The sequence below is a fragment of the Streptomyces sp. NPDC089915 genome, assembly GCF_040684675.1.
In the GTDB taxonomy this organism is placed as follows: domain Bacteria; phylum Actinomycetota; class Actinomycetes; order Streptomycetales; family Streptomycetaceae; genus Streptomyces.
The window spans coordinates 1-16,693 of sequence record NZ_JBFBGN010000002.1; the positions used below are offsets into that span (position 1 = coordinate 1).

Sequence of the window (16,693 nt, forward strand, 5' to 3'; positions counted from 1 at the left end):
CTCCGCCCCCGGACCCCCGCGCCTCAAACGCCGACGGGGCTGGAATTCCGCTGCGCGAAATCCAGCCCGCTCAGCGGCTCCCCTGCCCGCGGGGCTACTTGGCGGCGTAACGGGCCCGGAGGGCGGCCGTGGCCGCGGCCACTGCCTCGGCTTCCGTGAGGCCCAGCCGGTGGGCCCGGTCCGCGAACGCCTGCGCGGCGAGGGCGGCCTCCTGCGAGGACCCCTCACCGGCCGCGACGAACGTCCCGTTCCGGCCCCGGGTCTCGATCACCCCGTCGGCCTCCAGCGCCCGGTACGCCTTCGCGACGGTGTTCGCCGCCAGCCCCAGCTCCTCCGCCAGCCCCCGCACCGTCGGCAGCTTGAAGCCCGCCGGAAGCCGGCCGGAGCGGGCCCGGTCCGCGATCTGCGCGCGCAGTTGTTCGTACGGGGCCGCCGAGCCTGCCGCGCCGTCGATCTTGAGCCTGAGTGGGGTGGTCGAGGTCACGCGCCGATTGTAATTCGCGGGCGCCGGGGGCGGATCCGCCCGTAACGTCGCCCGCATGAGCCTCCACGCCGTCCGCGTCCGCGACCTGCGCCCCGACGACCCCGCGGACGCCGAGTCCGTCGTACGGGTGCGCCGCGCGGCCCTCCCCTTCATGGTGACCACCCCGGCCGGCGTGGCCTTCGAGCTGGGCTCCGCGCACCCCGGCGCCCGCTACCGCCTGCTCGTCGCCGAGACCGCCGACGGCCGGACCGTCGGCACCGCCCAGGTCGGCCTCGCCCACGACAGCCCCGAGCCCGGCCTGGCCTACGTCAACGCCTACGTCGACCCCGCCCACCGCGCCCTCGGCGCCGGCACCGCCCTGCTGCGGGAGGCGGAGGGGCACCTCGCCGCGCACGGGGCCGTGGACGTGTACGCCTGGGTGCTCGACGAGCCCGCCCACCGGGCCTTCGCCGAGCGGCGCGGCTACCGGGCGAGCCGGTCCGCGCACTTCCTGCGCCTGGACCTGGCTGCGGCCGCCCTCCCGCCGCTCCCCGACGAGCTGCCCGCCGGGGTGGAGCTGCGCCCGGCCTCGGCCTTCACCGGCGATCCCCGGCCGCTGTACGAGGCCGACGCCGAGGCCACCGCCGACGAACCGGGCGACGTCCCGGCCGAACTGGACGACTACCGGGAGTGGCTGGACGGCGTCTGGCACGATCCGACCCTCGACCACGAGCTGACCTCGGTCGCCCTCGTCGACGGGGAGGTGGCCGCCTTCTCGGCCGCCCGCACCGATGGACGCACCCGCTACTCCTCGGCGATGACCGGCACCCGGCGCGCCTTCCGCGGCCGCGGCCTGGCCAAGCTCGCCAAGGCGGACTCGCTCCGCCGGGCCCGCGCGGCCGGGTACACCGAGGCCTTCACCGGCAACGACGCCGGGAACGGACCCATGCTCGCGATCAACGCGTGGTTCGGATACGAGATCTGCGCGACCGAGACGCGCTTCACGAAGAGGCTTGGAGGAGCATCACGATGAGCACCACCTGGACCATCACCCTCACCAAGGGCGGCCGGACCAAGATCGGCTACCCGGCGGCCCAGCTGGCCGACGACGGGGACCGGATCTCGGTGCGGGCCCCCTGGGCGGCCGAGGGCGTACGGGACTTCGGCTTCGTCCGCTTCGAGCCGGGCGACGTGTTCGTCGAGCACTTCTGGCGGACGCGCTGGTACGCGGTCAAGGAGGTCTGGAGCGCCGAGGGCGTCCTGAAGGGCTGGTACTGCGACGTCACGCGTCCGGCCGTGGTCCGCGAGGGCGGGATCCTCGTGGAGGACCTGGACCTGGACCTGTGGGTGTCGGCGGACGGCAAGTCCGTGCTGCGGCTGGACGAGGACGAGTTCGCGGCGAGCGGGCTGGCGGCGAGCGACCCCGAGGCGGCGGCCCAGGCCGTCCGGGCGCTCGACGCGCTGGAGGAGCAGGCCCTGTCGGCGGCCGGTCTGAGCGCGCTGCTGGGCTGACCGGGCGGGGTTTCTGTGGGGGTGCTTAGCGGTTCCTTAAGCGGACCCTAAGGATCCCCCCGGAGCCCGCGAAGGCGGCCGAACGGGGTTTTCCGCGGGCTAGCTTGGCCGGGCCAGGGAGGCCTCGGGCGGCGCCGGGCCCCGACGGGGGCGGCGCCGTACCGGGCGGTTCCGCTGGTGCACCCCCGCCCGCGCCCGAAGGAGACCCACCCATGCCCGTACGCCGCAGCCGCACCGCCGCCCGTATCGCCGCCGCCGGCCTCGCCCCGCTCGCGGTGGCCGCGTACGCGGCCGTCCCGGCCGCCGCCCACGGGTCGATGACGGACCCGGTCAGCCGGGTCGCGGCGTGCTACGCGGAGGGGCCGGAGGCGCCCAAGTCGGCGGCGTGCAAGGCGGCCGTCGCCGCGAGCGGGCCGCAGGCCTTCTACGACTGGAACGCGGTGAACATCGCGAACGCGGCCGGGAAGAGCCGGTCCCTGATCCCGGACGGGCAGCTGTGCTCGGCGGGCAACCCCAAGTACAAGGGGCTGGACCTGGCCCGCGCCGACTGGCCGGCGAGCCCGATGACGTCCGGGGCGCACACCTTCCGCTACAAGGGGACCGCCCCGCACAAGGGCTCCTTCGAGCTGTACGTGACGAAGGACGGCTACGACCCGTCGAAGCCGCTGAAGTGGTCCGACCTGGAGTCCGCGCCCTTCGCGAAGGTCACCGACCCGGGCATGCAGAACGGCGACTACGTCTTCGGCGGGGTGGTGCCGAAGAAGAGCGGGCGGCACCTCGTCTTCAGCATCTGGCAGCGCTCGGACAGCCCCGAGGCCTTCTACACCTGCTCGGACGTGGTCTTCGGCAAGGACACCGGCGGCGCGGGCGCCGGCAGCGGTACGGGGGCCGCCCCGGGTACCGCGAAGCCGAGCGCGCCGGTCTCCGAGCGGCCCTCGCCCGCCGAGCCGCCCAAGGCGCCGACGGACGCGCAGATCTCCGACGGCGCGGGCAAGTCGACCGTGGAGCACGGCGGCCACGGGGACGACGACCCGAAGACGAACGGGACGGCCACCGCCTCCCCGGCCACCGCCGCGCCCGTCTCCGCCCCCTCGCCGGCCGGCGGCAGGGAGGGCGGGAACCTCGCGGAGACCGGCGGGAACGGCGCCACCCCGGCGCTCGCGATCGGCGGCGCCGGGGTGGTGGCCGCCGGTGCGGCCGTGCTGTTCGCCGTGGCCCGCCGCCGGGCGGCGGGGTCGGGCCGGAGCGTCCGCTAGCGGGCCGGGGTCAGTCGAAGACCGAGGCGCACGTGGTGCGTTCCGCGTGCGCCGGGTCGAGGGCGTTGACCGCCTCGTGCCAGGCGATCCGGTCGGTCAGGCCGATGGCCACGTGCTCCGAGAGGTCCAGGGGGCACAGGTCCTGGAGGACGACGTTGCGGACGTCGGCCCCGTTGAGGAAGGCGCTCCGGTACGGGGTGACCACCTCGTCGTACTTGGTCGCGATCACCGTGTAGGAGACCCCGGGGACGGTGTCCCCGCCCGCGTTCAGCTTCTGCTGGAAGGGCGATCCGGCGATCTGGTCGGCCAGCCCCGGGGTCGCGGTGCTGATCAGGTCGGCGGCGCCGGGGAAGTACGGGAGCAGCTGGGTGAGCCCGGACAGGGTGGTGCCGTGGTTGTCGGGGGCGAGGCCGACGAGGGCGTTGACCTTGGCGGCGCCGCCCAGGAACTTCAGGTAGTAGCGCGGCATCATGCCGCCCTGGGAGTGGCCGACGAGGTCGGCCTTGGGGGCGCCGGTGGAGGCCAGCACCCTGTCGACGAACGCGTCGAGCTGGCCGGCCGACTTGTCGATGGGGCCGAGCCCGTTGAACAGGGGCACGCCGGGCAGCTGGCCGTAGTCGAGGGAGTAGACGCAGTAGCCGCGGTGCACCAGGTACGGGGCGAACCCGAGCCAGTTGTCGACGGAGTTGCCGAAGGTGCCGTGGACGAGGACGACCGGGCGGGGATGTGCGGCGGACGGCTTGCAGGACCAGTCGTTCCAGCCGCTGCTGGGGGCGGACGCGGCCTGTGCGGCGCCGGTGGGGGCGACGAGCGCGGCGGCGGCCAGGGTGAGGACGGCCAGCGGGCGGAGCAGGCGTCTCCAGGGCAGCATCGTGTGATCTCCTCGCGGTCAAGGGGAATGGTGTGGGGGTTCCGTCCCGTGATCCGGATCACAAGGGGGCTGCTGCCGCTAAATTACGGGCGAGTAGCAAGACTTGGAAGTTACGCGTCGGTAAAAACTCGCGTGTCCAGCGTGTCTCCAGTACCGCTCGGGAAGGATGGACGCGTCCCGACCCCCACCCCGAGGTGATCGCCGTCGTGCACGAGGCCCCTGGAGCCGGTACCGCCCTGGCCACCCCGCCCGAGCTGGCGGCCGACCCGCTGGTGGCCGCCGTGACGGAGACGGCCGTACGGGTCCTGCGGCCGGAGGCGGAGCGGACGGCGGCCGAGGGGGTGCCCTCCGCGCACCTGGACGCGCTGGGTTCCTGCGGCGCGTACGGGCTGATCGGATACGAACCGGGGGGCGGTTCCGGCCTCACGCCCCGTCAGGTGGTCCGGGAGGTCCACGAGGTGCTGGCGGCGGTGGACCCGTCGACCTGGTTCGTGTGGACCCAGCACGTCCCGCTGGCCAAGGCCCTCACCCTGGCGGCCGACCCGGCGGCGGCCGCCCTGCGCGAGAGCTGGCTGCCCGGCCTCGTACGCGGTGAGCGGCGCCCCACGGCGGGCTACGCCTTCCTGCGCCGCCCGCGTCCGCCCGTCACCGCGGAGCGGGTCCCGGGCGGGTGGCGGCTGACGGGGACGATGCCGTGGGTGACGGGGTGGGGGGTGGCCGACTCCCTGTACGCCGGCGCCGTCACCGGCTCCGACGAGGCGGTCCTCGCCCTGGTCGAGTGCGCTCCCGGCGCCGCGGCGGAGGGGCTGAGCTCCGTCGGCGGGGCCCCGCTGTGGGCGATGGGCGGTACGCACACGGCCTCCGTCGAGCTGCGCGGGGTCCTCGTGCCCGACGACCGGGTGCTCGGCGTCCTGCCCCGGGCCGACTGGATCCGGGCCTACGACCTGGAGAACGCCGACGCGCAGCCCGCCGTCTTCGGCCAGCTGCGCGCCACGGCCGACTTCCTGCTCCGCTCGGCCCCGGACGAGGAACTCGGCCTGCGCCTCGCCGAGAAGACCGCCCGGATGCGCGCCGAGGCGTACGCCCTGCGCGACGAGCTCCCGGCGGGCGAGGGCGCCCGGGACCGCGTCCGGCTGCGGGCGGCCGTCCTGGACCTGGCCGTACGGGCGGCGGCCGCCTGCGTGACCGTCGCCGGGGGCCGCGCGATCCAGTACGGGCACACCGCGGGTCGGCTCTCCCGCGAGGCCCAGTTCCACCTGGTCCAGGCCCAGACCACCCCGCTGCGCACGGAGACGGCCCGGCTGCTGCTGGGTGACGTCTGACCCCGGCGCGCCCGGCCGAGGCCGGCACGGGCGAGTGAGCCGAAGGGGCGCGCCGTGCTCCCGGGTCCGAGCGCGCGGAGGAAGCCGCGAGGAACGAGCGGTTTTCGAGCACGGTCGGGCCCGGGAGCACGGCATCGGCGCCCCGGAGGCGAACCGAGCCCTAAAAAAGCGCAGCCGGGCGTACCGTGCCGGCGCCGAAGCGGGCGTTGGCGCGGTCGACGGCGGCCTCCACCGTCAGGCGGGCCTCGCGGACCGGGTCCAGGGAGAGCTGGCGGGTCACGCTCCGCGCGGCGGTGAGGTCCTCGGCGCGCAGCACCATGCCGGTCAGCCGGGCCCGTTGCAGGCCGGCCGCGTCCATCAGGCGGTAGGCGAGGGTGCGGAGGTCCTCGTCGTGGGCGGAGGGTTCCGTCAGCCGCCGGGAGCGCTCCCAGCGGGTGCCGCCCGCGAACTGGAGGGTCAGGCACAGCGACCGGGCGGCCTGGCGGCGTCCGCGCAGCTGGGCGCCGAGCCGGACCACCAGGGCGAGCAGCGCGGCCCGGGCGTGCGGCCCGTCCAGTTCCTGGCGGGCGAAGCCGGTCCGGACGGCGGCGGAGGAGGGCAGGTCGCGCGGGGTGACCGGGCGCGGGTCGATCCCGTGGGCGCGCTCCGCGACGAGCCGGCCGGCCCGTTTGCCGAGGATCCGCTCCAGGACCCCGGGCGGGACCCGGGTGAGCGCCCCGACGGTGTGCAGCCCGTACCCGCGCAGCGCCTCGGCCTGGCGGGAGCCGAGCCCGTGCAGGTCCTCCACCGGCAGGGGGGCGAGGAAGCCGGCCACCCGGTCCCCGGGTACGGCCAGGACTCCGCCGGGGCCGGGGATCCGGGCGGAGGCCATGGCCGCCACGGCCCAGGTGCCCGCGACCCCGATCCGTACGTCCGTGCCCAGCCGGGCCACCGCGCGCAGCCGGACCACCTCGGCGATCCGGTCGGCGCCCGCGCCGAAGTACCGCCGGGCGCCGCGCACCTGGACCAGCGCGGCCCTCGGGGGCAGGGCCTGGACCAGCGGGGAGAACTCCCGCAGCAGCTCCAGCACCTCGCGGTAGCCCTCCCCGGACAGGGCGGGGGCGCAGCGGACGTGCAGGACGCCGCTCCCGCCGGAGGCCGCCGGGGCGGGTGCGTGCCGGGGGTCGGGGGCCGTCGTCATCCCGCGCTCCCCGGGCTGGAGTGCCACAGTTTGCGGCCGGTGGCGGCGCGCTCGCCCGGGGGCTGGAGGTCGGCCCAGGGGTTCATCTCGTAGCCGGTCGGCAGGTGGATGCGCCGGCCGCTGTCCCCGGGGCCCTCGGGCAGGGGCCGCGCCAGCCGTGCGGTGACCGCCTCCAGGCCCTCGTCCTCGCGCAGCCGCACCAGTTCGGCGAGGTCCCAGGCGGCCGCCCCGACCACGCTCAGGCTCTGCGGGCCGCGCCGCTGGACGGTGCCGCGCACCAGCAGCAGGAAGGAGTGGAAGACGGTGTGCGCGCAGGCCTCCTGGCTGTCGTCGAAGAAGGCCAGGTCGACGAGGCCGGTGCCGTCGTCCAGGGTGCTGAAGATGACCCGTTTCCCGGAGCGGACCGGCGGGGTCTGGGTGGCCGCCTTGGCGCCCGCGACGAGCACGGTCCGCCCGTGCGCGGTCTCGCGCAGGCGGCGGGCCGGGACCACGCCCAGCTCGGCGAGGAAGGCGTGGTGGTCGTCCATCAGGTGGCGGGAGGTGTCCATGCCGAGGACGCCGAGTTCGGCGCTGAGCCGTTCGGCGTCGGTCAGGTCGGGCAGTCCGACGGGGGCGGTGGAGCGGCCGCCGCCGAGGGGCAGCTGGGCGGCGCCCCGGGCTCCGGCGGCGCGCTGGGCGCCGTGGAGTTCCGCCAGGTGCAGGAGCAGGTCGCGGCGGTTGGCGGCGAAGGCGTCCAACGCGCCGACCTGTGCGAGGCGTTCGGCCACCGGGCGGCCGGGGTGGGCGCGGTCCCAGAAGTCGCGCAGGGAGGCGTACGGCTGTCCGGCCTCGATGCGCAGGGCCTCGGCCTCGCTGATGCCGTGGACGTCGGAGAGGGCGAGCCGCAGCCCCCAGAGGCCGGGGTCGCCGGACACCGGTTCGATGCGGTGGGCGGTCGCCGAGCGGTTCACGTCCAGCGGCAGCACCGGCACGCCGCGCCGGCGGGCGTCGGCCAGCAGCAGCCGCTTGGGGTACATGCCCGGGTCGTGGGTGAGCAGTCCGGCGTAGAAGGCCGCCGGGTGGTGGGCCTTGAGCCAGGCCGACTGGTACGTGGGCACGGCGAAGGCCACCGCGTGCGCCTTGCAGAAGCCGTAGCTGCCGAAGGCCTCGACGATCTCCCAGGTCCGGGCGACCACCTCCGGGGAGTAGCCGCGCCCGGCGGCGGTCGCCGCGAACCAGGCCTTGATGCGGGCCTGCGACGGGGGGTCGGAGAGCCCGCGCCGCACCCGGTCGGCCTCGTCGCGGCCGCAGCCGGTCATGACGTGCACGATCTCGATGATCTGCTCGTGGAAGACCACCACCCCGTAGGTCTCGCGCAGGGCTTCGGCGAGGTCCGGGTGCGGGAAGCGGACCGGGGCCCGCCCGTGCCGGGCCTCGATGAAGGGCCGCACCATGTCGGCGGCGACCGGGCCGGGCCGGAAGAGCGAGATGTCGACGACCAGGTCGTGGAAGGCGTCCGGCTGGAGCCGTCCGATCAGGTCGCGCTGGCCGGGGGACTCGATCTGGAAGCAGCCGAGGGTCTCGGCCGAGCGGATCAGCGCGTACGTCGCGGGGTCGCCCGGCGGGACCTGCGCGGGGTCGTCGAGGTCGAGCTCCTCCCCCGTGGCGCGGCGCAGTTCCGCGACGGCGTGGGCCATCGCGGACTGCATCCGCACGCCCAGCACGTCGAGTTTGAGCAGCCCGAGGTCCTCCACGTCCTCCTTGTCGAACTGGGACATGGGGAAGCCCTCGCCGCTGGTGGGGACGACGGGGGTGCGCTCCAGGAGGGTGGCGTCGGAGAGCAGCACCCCGCACGGGTGCATGGCGGTCCCGCGCGGCAGTGCGTCCAGGGCCTCGACGAGGTCCCACATCCGGGCGTGCTCCTCCCCCGACACCTCGTCGCGCACGCCGCGCAGCTCGGGCAGTTCGTCCAGGGCGGCGCGGGCGTCGCGGGCCCGGATGTGCGGGAAGGCCTTGGCGAGCCGGTCGACGGCGGCCGGGTCCATGGACAGGGCGGCGCCGACGTCGCGGACGGCGTGGCGGACCCGGTAGGTCTCGGGCATGGCGACGGTGGCGACGCGCTCGGCGCCGAACCGGCCGATGATCCGGCGGTAGACCTCCAGCCGGCGGGCGGACTCCACGTCGACGTCGATGTCGGGCAGGACGCGGCGGCGGCGGGACAGGAAGCGTTCCATGAGCAGGCCGTTGGCGACCGGGTCGGCGTGGGCGATGCCGAGGAGGTGGTTGACGAGGGAGCCGGCGCCGGAGCCGCGGGCGGCGACCCGGACGCCCATCTCCCGTACGTCGTCCACGACCCGGGCGACCGTCAGGAAGTACGAGGCGTAGCCGTGGAAGGCGATGACGTCGAGTTCCTCGTGCATCCGGTCCCAGTAGGCGCGCTCGCCGGCGTAGCCGCGCAGCACCATGCCTGCGCAGGCGCGGGAGGTGAGCACCCGCTGGGCGGTGCGGTGGGCGGCGCCGACGAGGCGGGGCTCGGGGAAGTGCACGGAGCCGAGGCCCAGGTCGTCCTCGGGGTCGACGGCGCAGAGCCGCCGTCCCTTCCGGGGCCGAGCCGTCCGCCTCGGCCCCGCCACGCGGACGTCCCCCGTCGAACGCCCCGGGCCCCGGGCCGGTCCCCGACCCGGGTACCGGCCAGGGTCCGGCACGGGTTCGACGGACCCCCGGGCCGCGGGATCGTGGGCAGCGGATACCGGCCGGTATCCGTGGCGCGGAGGGGCCGGCGGGCGCCGTGCCCGAACGGCCCCCGCGTGGGGGAGCGGCACCGGCGAGAGACGGGACAGGACGGGCATGGAAGCGAACACCACGGCGATGGTGGGCCGCGAGGCGGAACGGGCGGAGCTCGCGGAGTTCGTGAGGTCCGCCACCGGGCGGGCACTGGTCCTGCGGGGGGAGGCGGGGGTCGGCAAGAGCGCGCTGCTGGAGCACGCCGTCGCGCTGGCCGGGCAGGAGGGCCGCGTCGTCCTGCGGGCCGCCGGCGTGGAGGCGGAGTCCGCGCTGCCCTATGCCGGACTGCACCAGTTCCTCCACCCGCTGCTCTCCGGCACCGCCCGCGCGGACGGGGAGAGCCGGACGGTGTTCGACACCGCGTTCGGCGGAGCCCCGGGGGAGCCGCCGTCCGCCATGGCCCTCGGGATGGCCGTCCTCGGCCTGCCGGCGTTCACCCGCGCCGCACGCCCGCCCCTCCTCGTCCTCGACGACGCGCAGTGGCTGGACGACGCCAGCGCCGACGTCTGCGCCTTCGTCGGCCGGCGCCTGGCCGGCGGCCCGGTGAAACTGCTGGTCGCGGTCCGCACCGACACCGCCTCGCGCTGGGACGCCGCCGCGCTGCCCGAACTGCCGGTCCCCGCCCTCCCCGACGAGGACGCCGCCCGCCTGCTGGACCACCGGTACCCGGACCTCGGCCGGCGGCTGCGCCGGGTCGTCCTCGCCCAGGCCGGGGGCAACCCGCTGGCCCTGCTGGAACTGCCCGCCCACCTGGGGGACCGGGCGGGCGGCCTCCCGCCCGAGGACCTGGCCGGACCGCACGGCGTGCCGCTGTCCCGGCGGCTGCAACGGCTCTTCGACACCCGCATCGCGGCCCTCGACGAGCGCGAGCGGGCCGAGCTCCTGAGGGGCGCCCTCGACGGCGCCGGAACCCCCGGCGGCGCGGACGCCGTCCCCGGCACCCGTTACGCCATGCGCGACGCCGAAGCGGCCGTGGCCTGCGGACTCCTGGACATCGGACCGGCCACCGGCGACCTCGTCTTCCGCCACCCGCTCGTCCGCTCCGCCGTCGTGCAGACGGCCACCGCGCACCAGCGCCGCACCGCCCACCTGGCACTCGCGCGGCTGCACCGGGGGAACCTCGAACGCCGCGCCACCCACCTGGCGGCGGCGACGGCCGCCCCCGACGAGGAGGTCGCCGCCGTCCTGGAGGAGGCGGCCGCCTCCGCGACCCGGCGCGGCGGCGCGCTGACGGCCGTGACCTGGCTGACCCGGGCCGCTGAGCTCAGCGAGAGCCCCGCCGGCCGGTCACGGCGGCTGGCCGACGCCGCCTTCGTCGCCGGCCACGCCGCCCGCCCCGGCCAGGCCCGCCGGCTGGCCCGGGCGGACCCCGCGCCCGGCTCGGCCCAGTCGCCGGCCGCCGTCCTGGCGTCCGCCTACCAGGCGCTCTACCAGGACGGGGACGTCCGCTCCACCCGGCGCCAGGTCTCGGCCGCGATCGAAAGGCTCCGGGACGCCGGCCCGGCCGACCACCGCGCCGAACCCGACGAGGTGCTCACCCGGCTGGTGGTCCTCCTGCTGGCGATCAGCCAGTACGCCGGGGACCGCGCGGGCTGGGAGGGCGCCCACGCCCTCCTCGCCACCATGGACGGCCTCGTCACCGAACGGGCCCGCCTCTACGGCGCCACCTGGAGCGATGTGAACCGGCACGGCGCCGACCAGGCAGAACCGCTGCGACGGGCCGCCGCGCGGATACCGGAACTGGAACCCTGGGAAGCCGCCCGGCTGGGGGTGGCCGCCTACCACCTCGACCTCCTCGACACCTGCCGCCCCCACCTCGGGCGCATCGTGGACCACGAGGTGGAGACCGGGGCCGTGGCCGCCGGCATGGTCATGCTCCACCTGATCACGCTCGACGACACGGCGGCCGGGGCCTGGGACGCGGCCGAGCGGACCGGACAGCGCGTCCTGGACCTGGCGGTCGAGCACGGCCACCACCTGTTCGCCGCCCAGAGCCGCGCCTACCTCGCCCAACTGGCCGCCCTGCGCGGCCGGGCCGGGCGTGCCCGCGACCTGTGCGCCGAGGTGGACGCCTGGGCCCGTCCGCGCGGACTGGGCTTCCTGACCCAGCTCACCGACGCCGCCGCCGCGACCGCCGCGCTGGGGGCCGGCGACCACGAGACCGCCTACCACCACGCCGTCCGCATCACGCCCCCGGGCACGTTCCGGCCGTACGCCTACCAGGCCCCGCGCACCCTCCTCGACCTCGTCGAGGCGGCCCGGCACACCGGACGCGCCGAGGAGGCCCGGGCGCACGCCCTGGCCGCCCGCGACGCCGGCCTGCCGGCCGTCTCGCCCCGCCAGGCCCTGACCACCTGCGGCGCGCTCGCGATGACCGCCGAGGACGAGGGGGAGGCCGCCGCGATGTTCGCCCGCGCGGAGTCCCACCCGGACGCCGCCCGCTTCCCGTTCGAGCTGGCCCGCATCCGCCTCGCACACGGCGACCGGCTGGGCCGCGTCCAGGGCCCGGACGCGGCACGCCGCCAACTGGCCCTCGCGGCCGAGGCGTTCGAGCGGCTGGGTGCGGCGGGCTGGACCGAGAGGGCCCGGGCCGCCCTGCGAGCGACCGGGGAACCCTCCCGCGCCTCGACGCCCCACCCGTCCCCGCTGACCTGGCAGGAGCGCCGCATCGCCGACCTGGCGGCCAGCGGCCTGACGAACAAGGAGATCGGCCGGCGGATGCACCTGTCGCCGCGCACCGTCGGCTCGCACCTGTACCGCGCCTTTCCCAAGCTGGGCATCACCACCCGGGCGGCACTGCGCGACGCGCTGACCCGGACGGAGGCGGTCTCGCCGTCCTGAGGGCCACCGCCGGGTGAAACAGCGTCAAATGACTGAAGCGCGCCGCCGATGACGCGGGGAGAGTGGGAGGGCCAGTGCTCCTCCGGGAAGGAACGGACATGATCGACAGGCGTACGGTCACCAAGGCCATCGGTCTCGGGGCCGCAGGAGCCGCCCTCCCGGCACCGGCCGGAGCGGCGACGGCCGCGGCCGGGGCGCCGGCGACGGGCCCCCGGGGCGGGAACAGCGGCGGGAACCCCAGTGGGAACAGCGGCTTCGCCGCGCTGAAGCAGGTCCGGGCCGGAGTCCTCGACATCGGCTACGCCGAGGCCGGACCCGCGCACGGACCCGTCGTCATCTGCCTGCACGGCTGGCCCTACGACATCCACGCCTTCGCCGAGGTGGCACCGCTGCTGGCGGACGCCGGCTACCGGGTGATCGTCCCGTACCTGCGGGGCCACGGCACCACCGCCTTCCTGTCGCCGAAGACCGTCCGCAACGGGCAGCAGTCCGCGGTCGCCCTGGACGTCATCGCCCTGATGGACGCCCTGAAGATCCCCCAGGCGGTCCTGGCCGGCTTCGACTGGGGCTCGCGGACCGCGGCCGTCGTCGCCGCGCTGTGGCCGCGGCGGGTCAAGGCCGTGGTGCCGGTGAGCGGCTACCTCATCACCCACCTCCCCTCCCAGCGGACCCCGCTGCCGCCCAAGGCCGAGCACACCTGGTGGTACCAGTACTACTTCGCCACCGACCGGGGCCGCGCCGCGATGGAGACCCGGGGCAACCGGCACGACCTGTGCCGGCTCGTGTGGGAGGAGACCTCCCCGACCTGGCGGTTCGACGACGCGACCTTCGAGCGGACGGCCACCGCGTTCGACAACCCCGACTACGCCGCCATCGTGATCCACAACTACCGCTGGCGGCTGGGCCTGGCCGACGGCGAACGCCGCTACGACCGCTACGAGCGGCTGCTCGAGGCGCGGCCGGCCATCACGGTGCCGGCCGTCACCCTGGACCCGGCCCTCGACCCGTTCCTGCCGGCGACCGACGGCACGGCGTACCGGCACCTGTTCACCGGCCCGTACGAGCACCGCGTCCTGGCGGGCGTGGGGCACAACGCTCCGCAGGAGGCGCCGGAGGAGTTCGCCCGCGCGGTGGTGGACGCCGACCGCCTCTGAACCGTGAGGCGACGCCGGCGGCGGTCACCCGGCGGCCAGGGCCCCCTCGATCTCGCGGCGCGAGGAGACCCCCAGCTTGGTGAAGACCTTGCGCAGGTGCCATTCGACCGTGCGCGGGCTGAGGAACAGCTGCGCGCCGATCTCCGCGTTCGGACGTCCGGTGGCCGCGAGCCGGGCGATCCGGGCCTCCTGCGCCGTCAGGACCGTCGGGCCGGGGGTCCGGGCGCGGACCGTCTCACCGGTGGCGAGCAGTTCGCGCCGGGCCCGTTCGGCGTACGCCTCCATGCCCATCGCCGAGGCCGCCGCATGCGCCGCGCGCAGTTCGGCCCGGGCGTCGGAGCGGCGGTTGCGGCGGCGCAGCCATTCGCCGTACAGCAGCCGGGTCCGCGCCTCGAACACGCCGAGCCCGCCCCGCCCGAAGTGGTCGGCGGCCTCCCGGTAGCGGTCCTCGGCCCGCTCGGGAGCCCCGGTCAGGGCGTCGGCGACGGCCTGCGCGCCCAGGGCCCACGGGGTCCCGGCCCGCCCCCAGTCGGCCAGCCGCTCGCGCGCCAGGGCGGCGGTCTCCGGACGGCCGGCCCGGGTCGCGGCCTCGACGAGCTCGGCGGACGTCCAGTGGTGCACGACGAGGTCGCGGTACTCCCCGCCCCGCAGCGCCGCCTCCATGGCCGCCGCGTAGTTGCCCAGGCCGTTGTGGAGCGCGGCCCGCGCGCACGCCGCCATGCCGGTGAGACGGCCCAGGCCGCGCCGTTCGCCCTCCCGTTCCATGGCCCCGATCCGTTCCAGCGCCGGCCGCTCCCGCCCCTGGTAGGCGCTGAGCAGGGCCGTCGAGACCATGCTCGTCGCCACCCCCGCCGCATCGGCGGCGGCCGGCGCCTCGGCGAGCAGGTCCCGGGCCTCGGCGAAACGTCCGGCGTAGCACAGCGAGGCGGCCCGGTAGGGGAGCGCCGTCGAGAGGACCGACAGCGCGCCCGTCGTCCGGGCGAAGCGCACCGCCCGGCCGGTGATGTCCAGCCAGGTCTGGAGGTCGCCCAGTTCCACGGCCGCGTTCGCGGCCGGCCACAGGACGGCCAGGTCCTCGTCGCGGGTGAGCGAGCGCAGCGCCCGCGCCAGGAGCGGGAAGGCGGCGGCCGGTCCGTCCTCGGTCCAGGTGACGAGGGCCCGCAGGAAGACCCCCGCCGTCTCGTCGCCGGGCGGCAGCGCGCGTGCGGCCGCCGCCGCCCGGCGCAGTCCGCCCTCGTCGTGCCGGCCGGCCCAGATGGCCGCGCCGAACGCGGCCAGGCAGGTCTCCCGTGCGGCGGGCCGGTCCAGGGGCATGAGGCGGGCCGCCGCGTCGAGCAACGGCTGTACGGCGCCGAGCCCCGGGTCGGTCATCGCCGACGCCTTCGCCCGCAGCCGGCTGGCGTGGGCCGACTGCAGCGGGTCCAGCGGCCCCAGTTCGGCGGCGGCCAGCAGATCGGGCACCCGGGCCGGTACGGCCGCTGCGAGGTGGGCCGCCGCGGCGGACAGGGCCCTGCGTGCCCGCTCCTTCGGGTCGGGGGTGAGCGCGGCGGCACGTTCCAGGAAGGCGGCCGCGGCCGCCCGTCCGCCGCGCGCCAGGGCCCGGTCGGCGGAGCGCTCCAGTTCGGCGGCCACCTCCTCGGCCGGCCCGACCGCGGCGTGGGCCCGGTGCCAGGCCCGCCGGTCGGGGTCGCGCCCGGCGTCGGTGGCCTCGGCCAGCGCCCCGTGCGCGGCCCGGAGCGAGGCCGCGTCCGCACCGCGCCAGACGGCCGAACGCACCAGCGGGTGCCGGAACCGCACCGGGGCGCCCAGACTGATCAGGTCAGCCGCCTCGGCCGCCGCCGCGGCCTCGATCCCGATGCCGAGCAGACGCAGCGCGTGCCACAACAGCGGTGCGTCGCCGACCGGTTCGACCGCCGCGACCAGCAGCAGGGCGCGGGTGTCGGCCGGCAGCGCCTCGACCCGCCGGCGGAAGCCCTCCTCGACCCGGGACGCCAGCGGGCCCGTGCCGGGCCCCGCGAACCCGAACGCCAGCTCCACCGGCGACAGGTCCCGGGGCAACTCCAGCAGGGCGAGCGGGTTCCCGCCGGTCTCGGCGACGATCCGGTCCCGTACCCGGGCGTCGACCGGCGACGCGAGCGCCCCGTCGAGCAGGGCGCGCGCGTCGGCGTCGGCCAGCCCCCGCAGCGTGAGGTCCGGCAGGCCGGCGAAGCCCTCCGTCCCCTCCCCGTCGGCGGTCCGCTCGGCGAACACCAGCGCCACGGACTCGGCGTCCAGCCGGCGTCCGACGAAAGCCAGGATCCGCTGCGACATCAGGTCCAGGCACTGGGCGTCGTCGACCAGGCACACCAGCGGTGACCCGGCCGCGGCCTCGGCGAACAGGCCGAGGACCGCCAGCCCGACCAGCAGCATCTCCGGCGGGCGCCCGGCGCTGAGGCCGAACGCCACGCGCAGAGCGTCCTGTTGGACCGGCGGCAGCCGGTCGAGATGGGACAGCAGAGGGGCGCACAGGCGCTGCAGCGCCGAGTAGGCGAAATCCGACTCGGCCTCGACCCCGGCCGCGGACACGGTCTGCCACGGGGCGGCCCGCTCGGCCAGCCGGGACAGCAGCGCCGACTTCCCGACCCCGGCCTCACCCCGCAGCACCAGCACCCGGCTGCGCCCGTCCCGCACATCGCGCAGCAGCTGGTCCAACGCCTCCAGTTCGCGGTTCCGCCCGAGCAGCCGGCGTGTCGCGTGGTGGGGCATGGGGCCTCCGGGTAGGGGTTCCTCCCGGAGGAGCTCCACCCCATCCTACGGACATCCCGCCCCGCTGACCTGCATGGATCCGGTCAGACCCGGGGAAGCGCCGTCGGCCGCGCGGCCCCCTGCACGGCGCTCGTCCCCCGCGTTTCAGCAGTACTTGAAGGAGCTGATCCTGTCGTTGATCCACGAAGGCACGGAAGGCCACTTCTCCCGGGGGCCGATCCTGAACTGCAGGCCGCCGTAGTCGTTGTGCTCGTAGAAGCAGATCGCGCTCCCGGTGTTGTTCACCACGGACGAGGCGGTGTCCTGCATCCCCGTCCACAGCGCACCGTCGCGCCGCAGCTTCCCCATGTCGCCGATGTTCTGGTTCGACGCGATCGCACCGAACTTGGAGCCGCCGGTGGCGCCGACGAAGTCGTTCTCGGACCACAGGCAGACCTGGTTGGCGGGGCACGCCCCGGCGCCCTGCCCGATGCCGAGGAGCACGGAGGCGTTCGCCGAGACCGCCGCGGTCATGACCAGCCCGGCGACGGCGGCGGCACCGACCGCGAACCGTGCCGTTTTCCTGCGCGTATTCATCATCATCCGT

The 16,693-nt window shown here is 76.2% G+C and carries 11 protein-coding genes and 1 pseudogene; 6 read left to right on the forward strand and 6 right to left on the reverse strand.

Annotated features, from left to right (window positions below):
• Positions 1 to 94 precede the first annotated feature (94 nt).
• Positions 95 to 484, reverse strand: a complete 390-nt coding sequence (locus AB0O29_RS00840) for a GntR family transcriptional regulator (RefSeq protein WP_365143936.1) — start codon at positions 482 to 484, stop codon at positions 95 to 97.
• 55 nt (positions 485 to 539) lie between these two features.
• Here AB0O29_RS00840 and AB0O29_RS00845 point away from each other — a divergent pair, with 55 nt between their 5' ends.
• From AB0O29_RS00845 to AB0O29_RS00855, 3 genes are all read left to right on the forward strand, one after another.
• Positions 540 to 1,496, forward strand: coding sequence for a GNAT family N-acetyltransferase (locus AB0O29_RS00845; protein WP_365143939.1), 957 nt, complete (start codon positions 540 to 542; stop codon positions 1,494 to 1,496).
• On the forward strand, positions 1,493 to 1,975 hold the full coding sequence (locus AB0O29_RS00850; RefSeq protein ID WP_365143942.1) for a DUF402 domain-containing protein: 483 nt from the start codon (positions 1,493 to 1,495) through the stop codon (positions 1,973 to 1,975). The genes AB0O29_RS00845 and AB0O29_RS00850 overlap by 4 nt, the downstream gene beginning before the upstream one ends.
• A gap of 212 nt (positions 1,976 to 2,187) precedes the next feature.
• Positions 2,188 to 3,231 (forward strand): lytic polysaccharide monooxygenase, encoded by a 1,044-nt coding sequence (locus tag AB0O29_RS00855; RefSeq protein ID WP_365143945.1) that lies wholly within the window; start codon positions 2,188 to 2,190, stop codon positions 3,229 to 3,231.
• 10 nt (positions 3,232 to 3,241) lie between these two features.
• Here AB0O29_RS00855 and AB0O29_RS00860 read toward each other — a convergent pair whose 3' ends face one another.
• Entirely contained in the window at positions 3,242 to 4,102 is an 861-nt protein-coding gene (locus AB0O29_RS00860; RefSeq protein WP_365143947.1) for an alpha/beta fold hydrolase, read from the reverse strand.
• 206 nt (positions 4,103 to 4,308) lie between these two features.
• On the opposite strand from AB0O29_RS00860, the gene AB0O29_RS00865 reads away from it, so the two are divergent.
• Positions 4,309 to 5,424, forward strand: coding sequence for an acyl-CoA dehydrogenase family protein (locus tag AB0O29_RS00865; protein WP_365143950.1), 1,116 nt, complete (start codon positions 4,309 to 4,311; stop codon positions 5,422 to 5,424).
• A 160-nt stretch (positions 5,425 to 5,584) separates the two neighbouring features.
• Here the strand turns inward: AB0O29_RS00865 and AB0O29_RS00870 are convergent, their stop codons facing one another.
• Together AB0O29_RS00870 and dnaE are read right to left on the reverse strand one after the other, a co-directional pair.
• The gene (locus AB0O29_RS00870; RefSeq protein WP_365143953.1) at positions 5,585 to 6,604 is read right to left on the reverse strand and encodes a hypothetical protein; all 1,020 of its coding nucleotides are present in this window, start codon (positions 6,602 to 6,604) and stop codon (positions 5,585 to 5,587) included.
• Positions 6,601 to 9,168, reverse strand: a pseudogene (dnaE, locus tag AB0O29_RS00875) (DNA polymerase III subunit alpha); the annotation flags it as partial. The pseudogene dnaE and the gene AB0O29_RS00870, both read right to left, overlap by 4 nt.
• A 262-nt stretch (positions 9,169 to 9,430) precedes the next feature.
• Here dnaE and AB0O29_RS00880 point away from each other — a divergent pair.
• Complete coding sequence (locus AB0O29_RS00880; protein WP_365143956.1) at positions 9,431 to 12,208, forward strand: AAA family ATPase; 2,778 nt, start codon at positions 9,431 to 9,433, stop codon at positions 12,206 to 12,208.
• A 98-nt stretch (positions 12,209 to 12,306) separates the two neighbouring features.
• Entirely contained in the window at positions 12,307 to 13,362 is a 1,056-nt protein-coding gene (locus AB0O29_RS00885) for an alpha/beta hydrolase (protein ID WP_365143959.1), read from the forward strand.
• Between the two features lie 24 nt (positions 13,363 to 13,386).
• On the opposite strand, the gene AB0O29_RS00890 is transcribed toward AB0O29_RS00885, so the two are convergent.
• Positions 13,387 to 16,107, reverse strand: a complete 2,721-nt coding sequence (locus AB0O29_RS00890) for a LuxR family transcriptional regulator (protein ID WP_365143963.1) — start codon at positions 16,105 to 16,107, stop codon at positions 13,387 to 13,389.
• A 144-nt stretch (positions 16,108 to 16,251) separates the two neighbouring features.
• Positions 16,252 to 16,689, reverse strand: coding sequence for a peptidase inhibitor family I36 protein (locus tag AB0O29_RS00895; protein ID WP_365143966.1), 438 nt, complete (start codon positions 16,687 to 16,689; stop codon positions 16,252 to 16,254).
• Positions 16,690 to 16,693: the final 4 nt, after the last annotated feature.

Coding starts and splice junctions, on each gene's coding strand:
- AB0O29_RS00845 (WP_365143939.1), top strand. CDS start 540: ATGAGCCTCCACGCCGTCCGCGTCCGCGACCTGCGCCCCGACGACCCC.
- AB0O29_RS00850 (WP_365143942.1), top strand. CDS start 1,493: ATGAGCACCACCTGGACCATCACCCTCACCAAGGGCGGCCGGACCAAG.
- AB0O29_RS00855 (WP_365143945.1), top strand. CDS start 2,188: ATGCCCGTACGCCGCAGCCGCACCGCCGCCCGTATCGCCGCCGCCGGC.
- AB0O29_RS00860 (WP_365143947.1), bottom strand. CDS start 4,102: ATGCTGCCCTGGAGACGCCTGCTCCGCCCGCTGGCCGTCCTCACCCTG.
- AB0O29_RS00870 (WP_365143953.1), bottom strand. CDS start 6,604: ATGACGACGGCCCCCGACCCCCGGCACGCACCCGCCCCGGCGGCCTCC.
- AB0O29_RS00880 (WP_365143956.1), top strand. CDS start 9,431: ATGGAAGCGAACACCACGGCGATGGTGGGCCGCGAGGCGGAACGGGCG.
- AB0O29_RS00885 (WP_365143959.1), top strand. CDS start 12,307: ATGATCGACAGGCGTACGGTCACCAAGGCCATCGGTCTCGGGGCCGCA.
- AB0O29_RS00890 (WP_365143963.1), bottom strand. CDS start 16,107: ATGCCCCACCACGCGACACGCCGGCTGCTCGGGCGGAACCGCGAACTG.
- AB0O29_RS00895 (WP_365143966.1), bottom strand. CDS start 16,689: ATGATGATGAATACGCGCAGGAAAACGGCACGGTTCGCGGTCGGTGCC.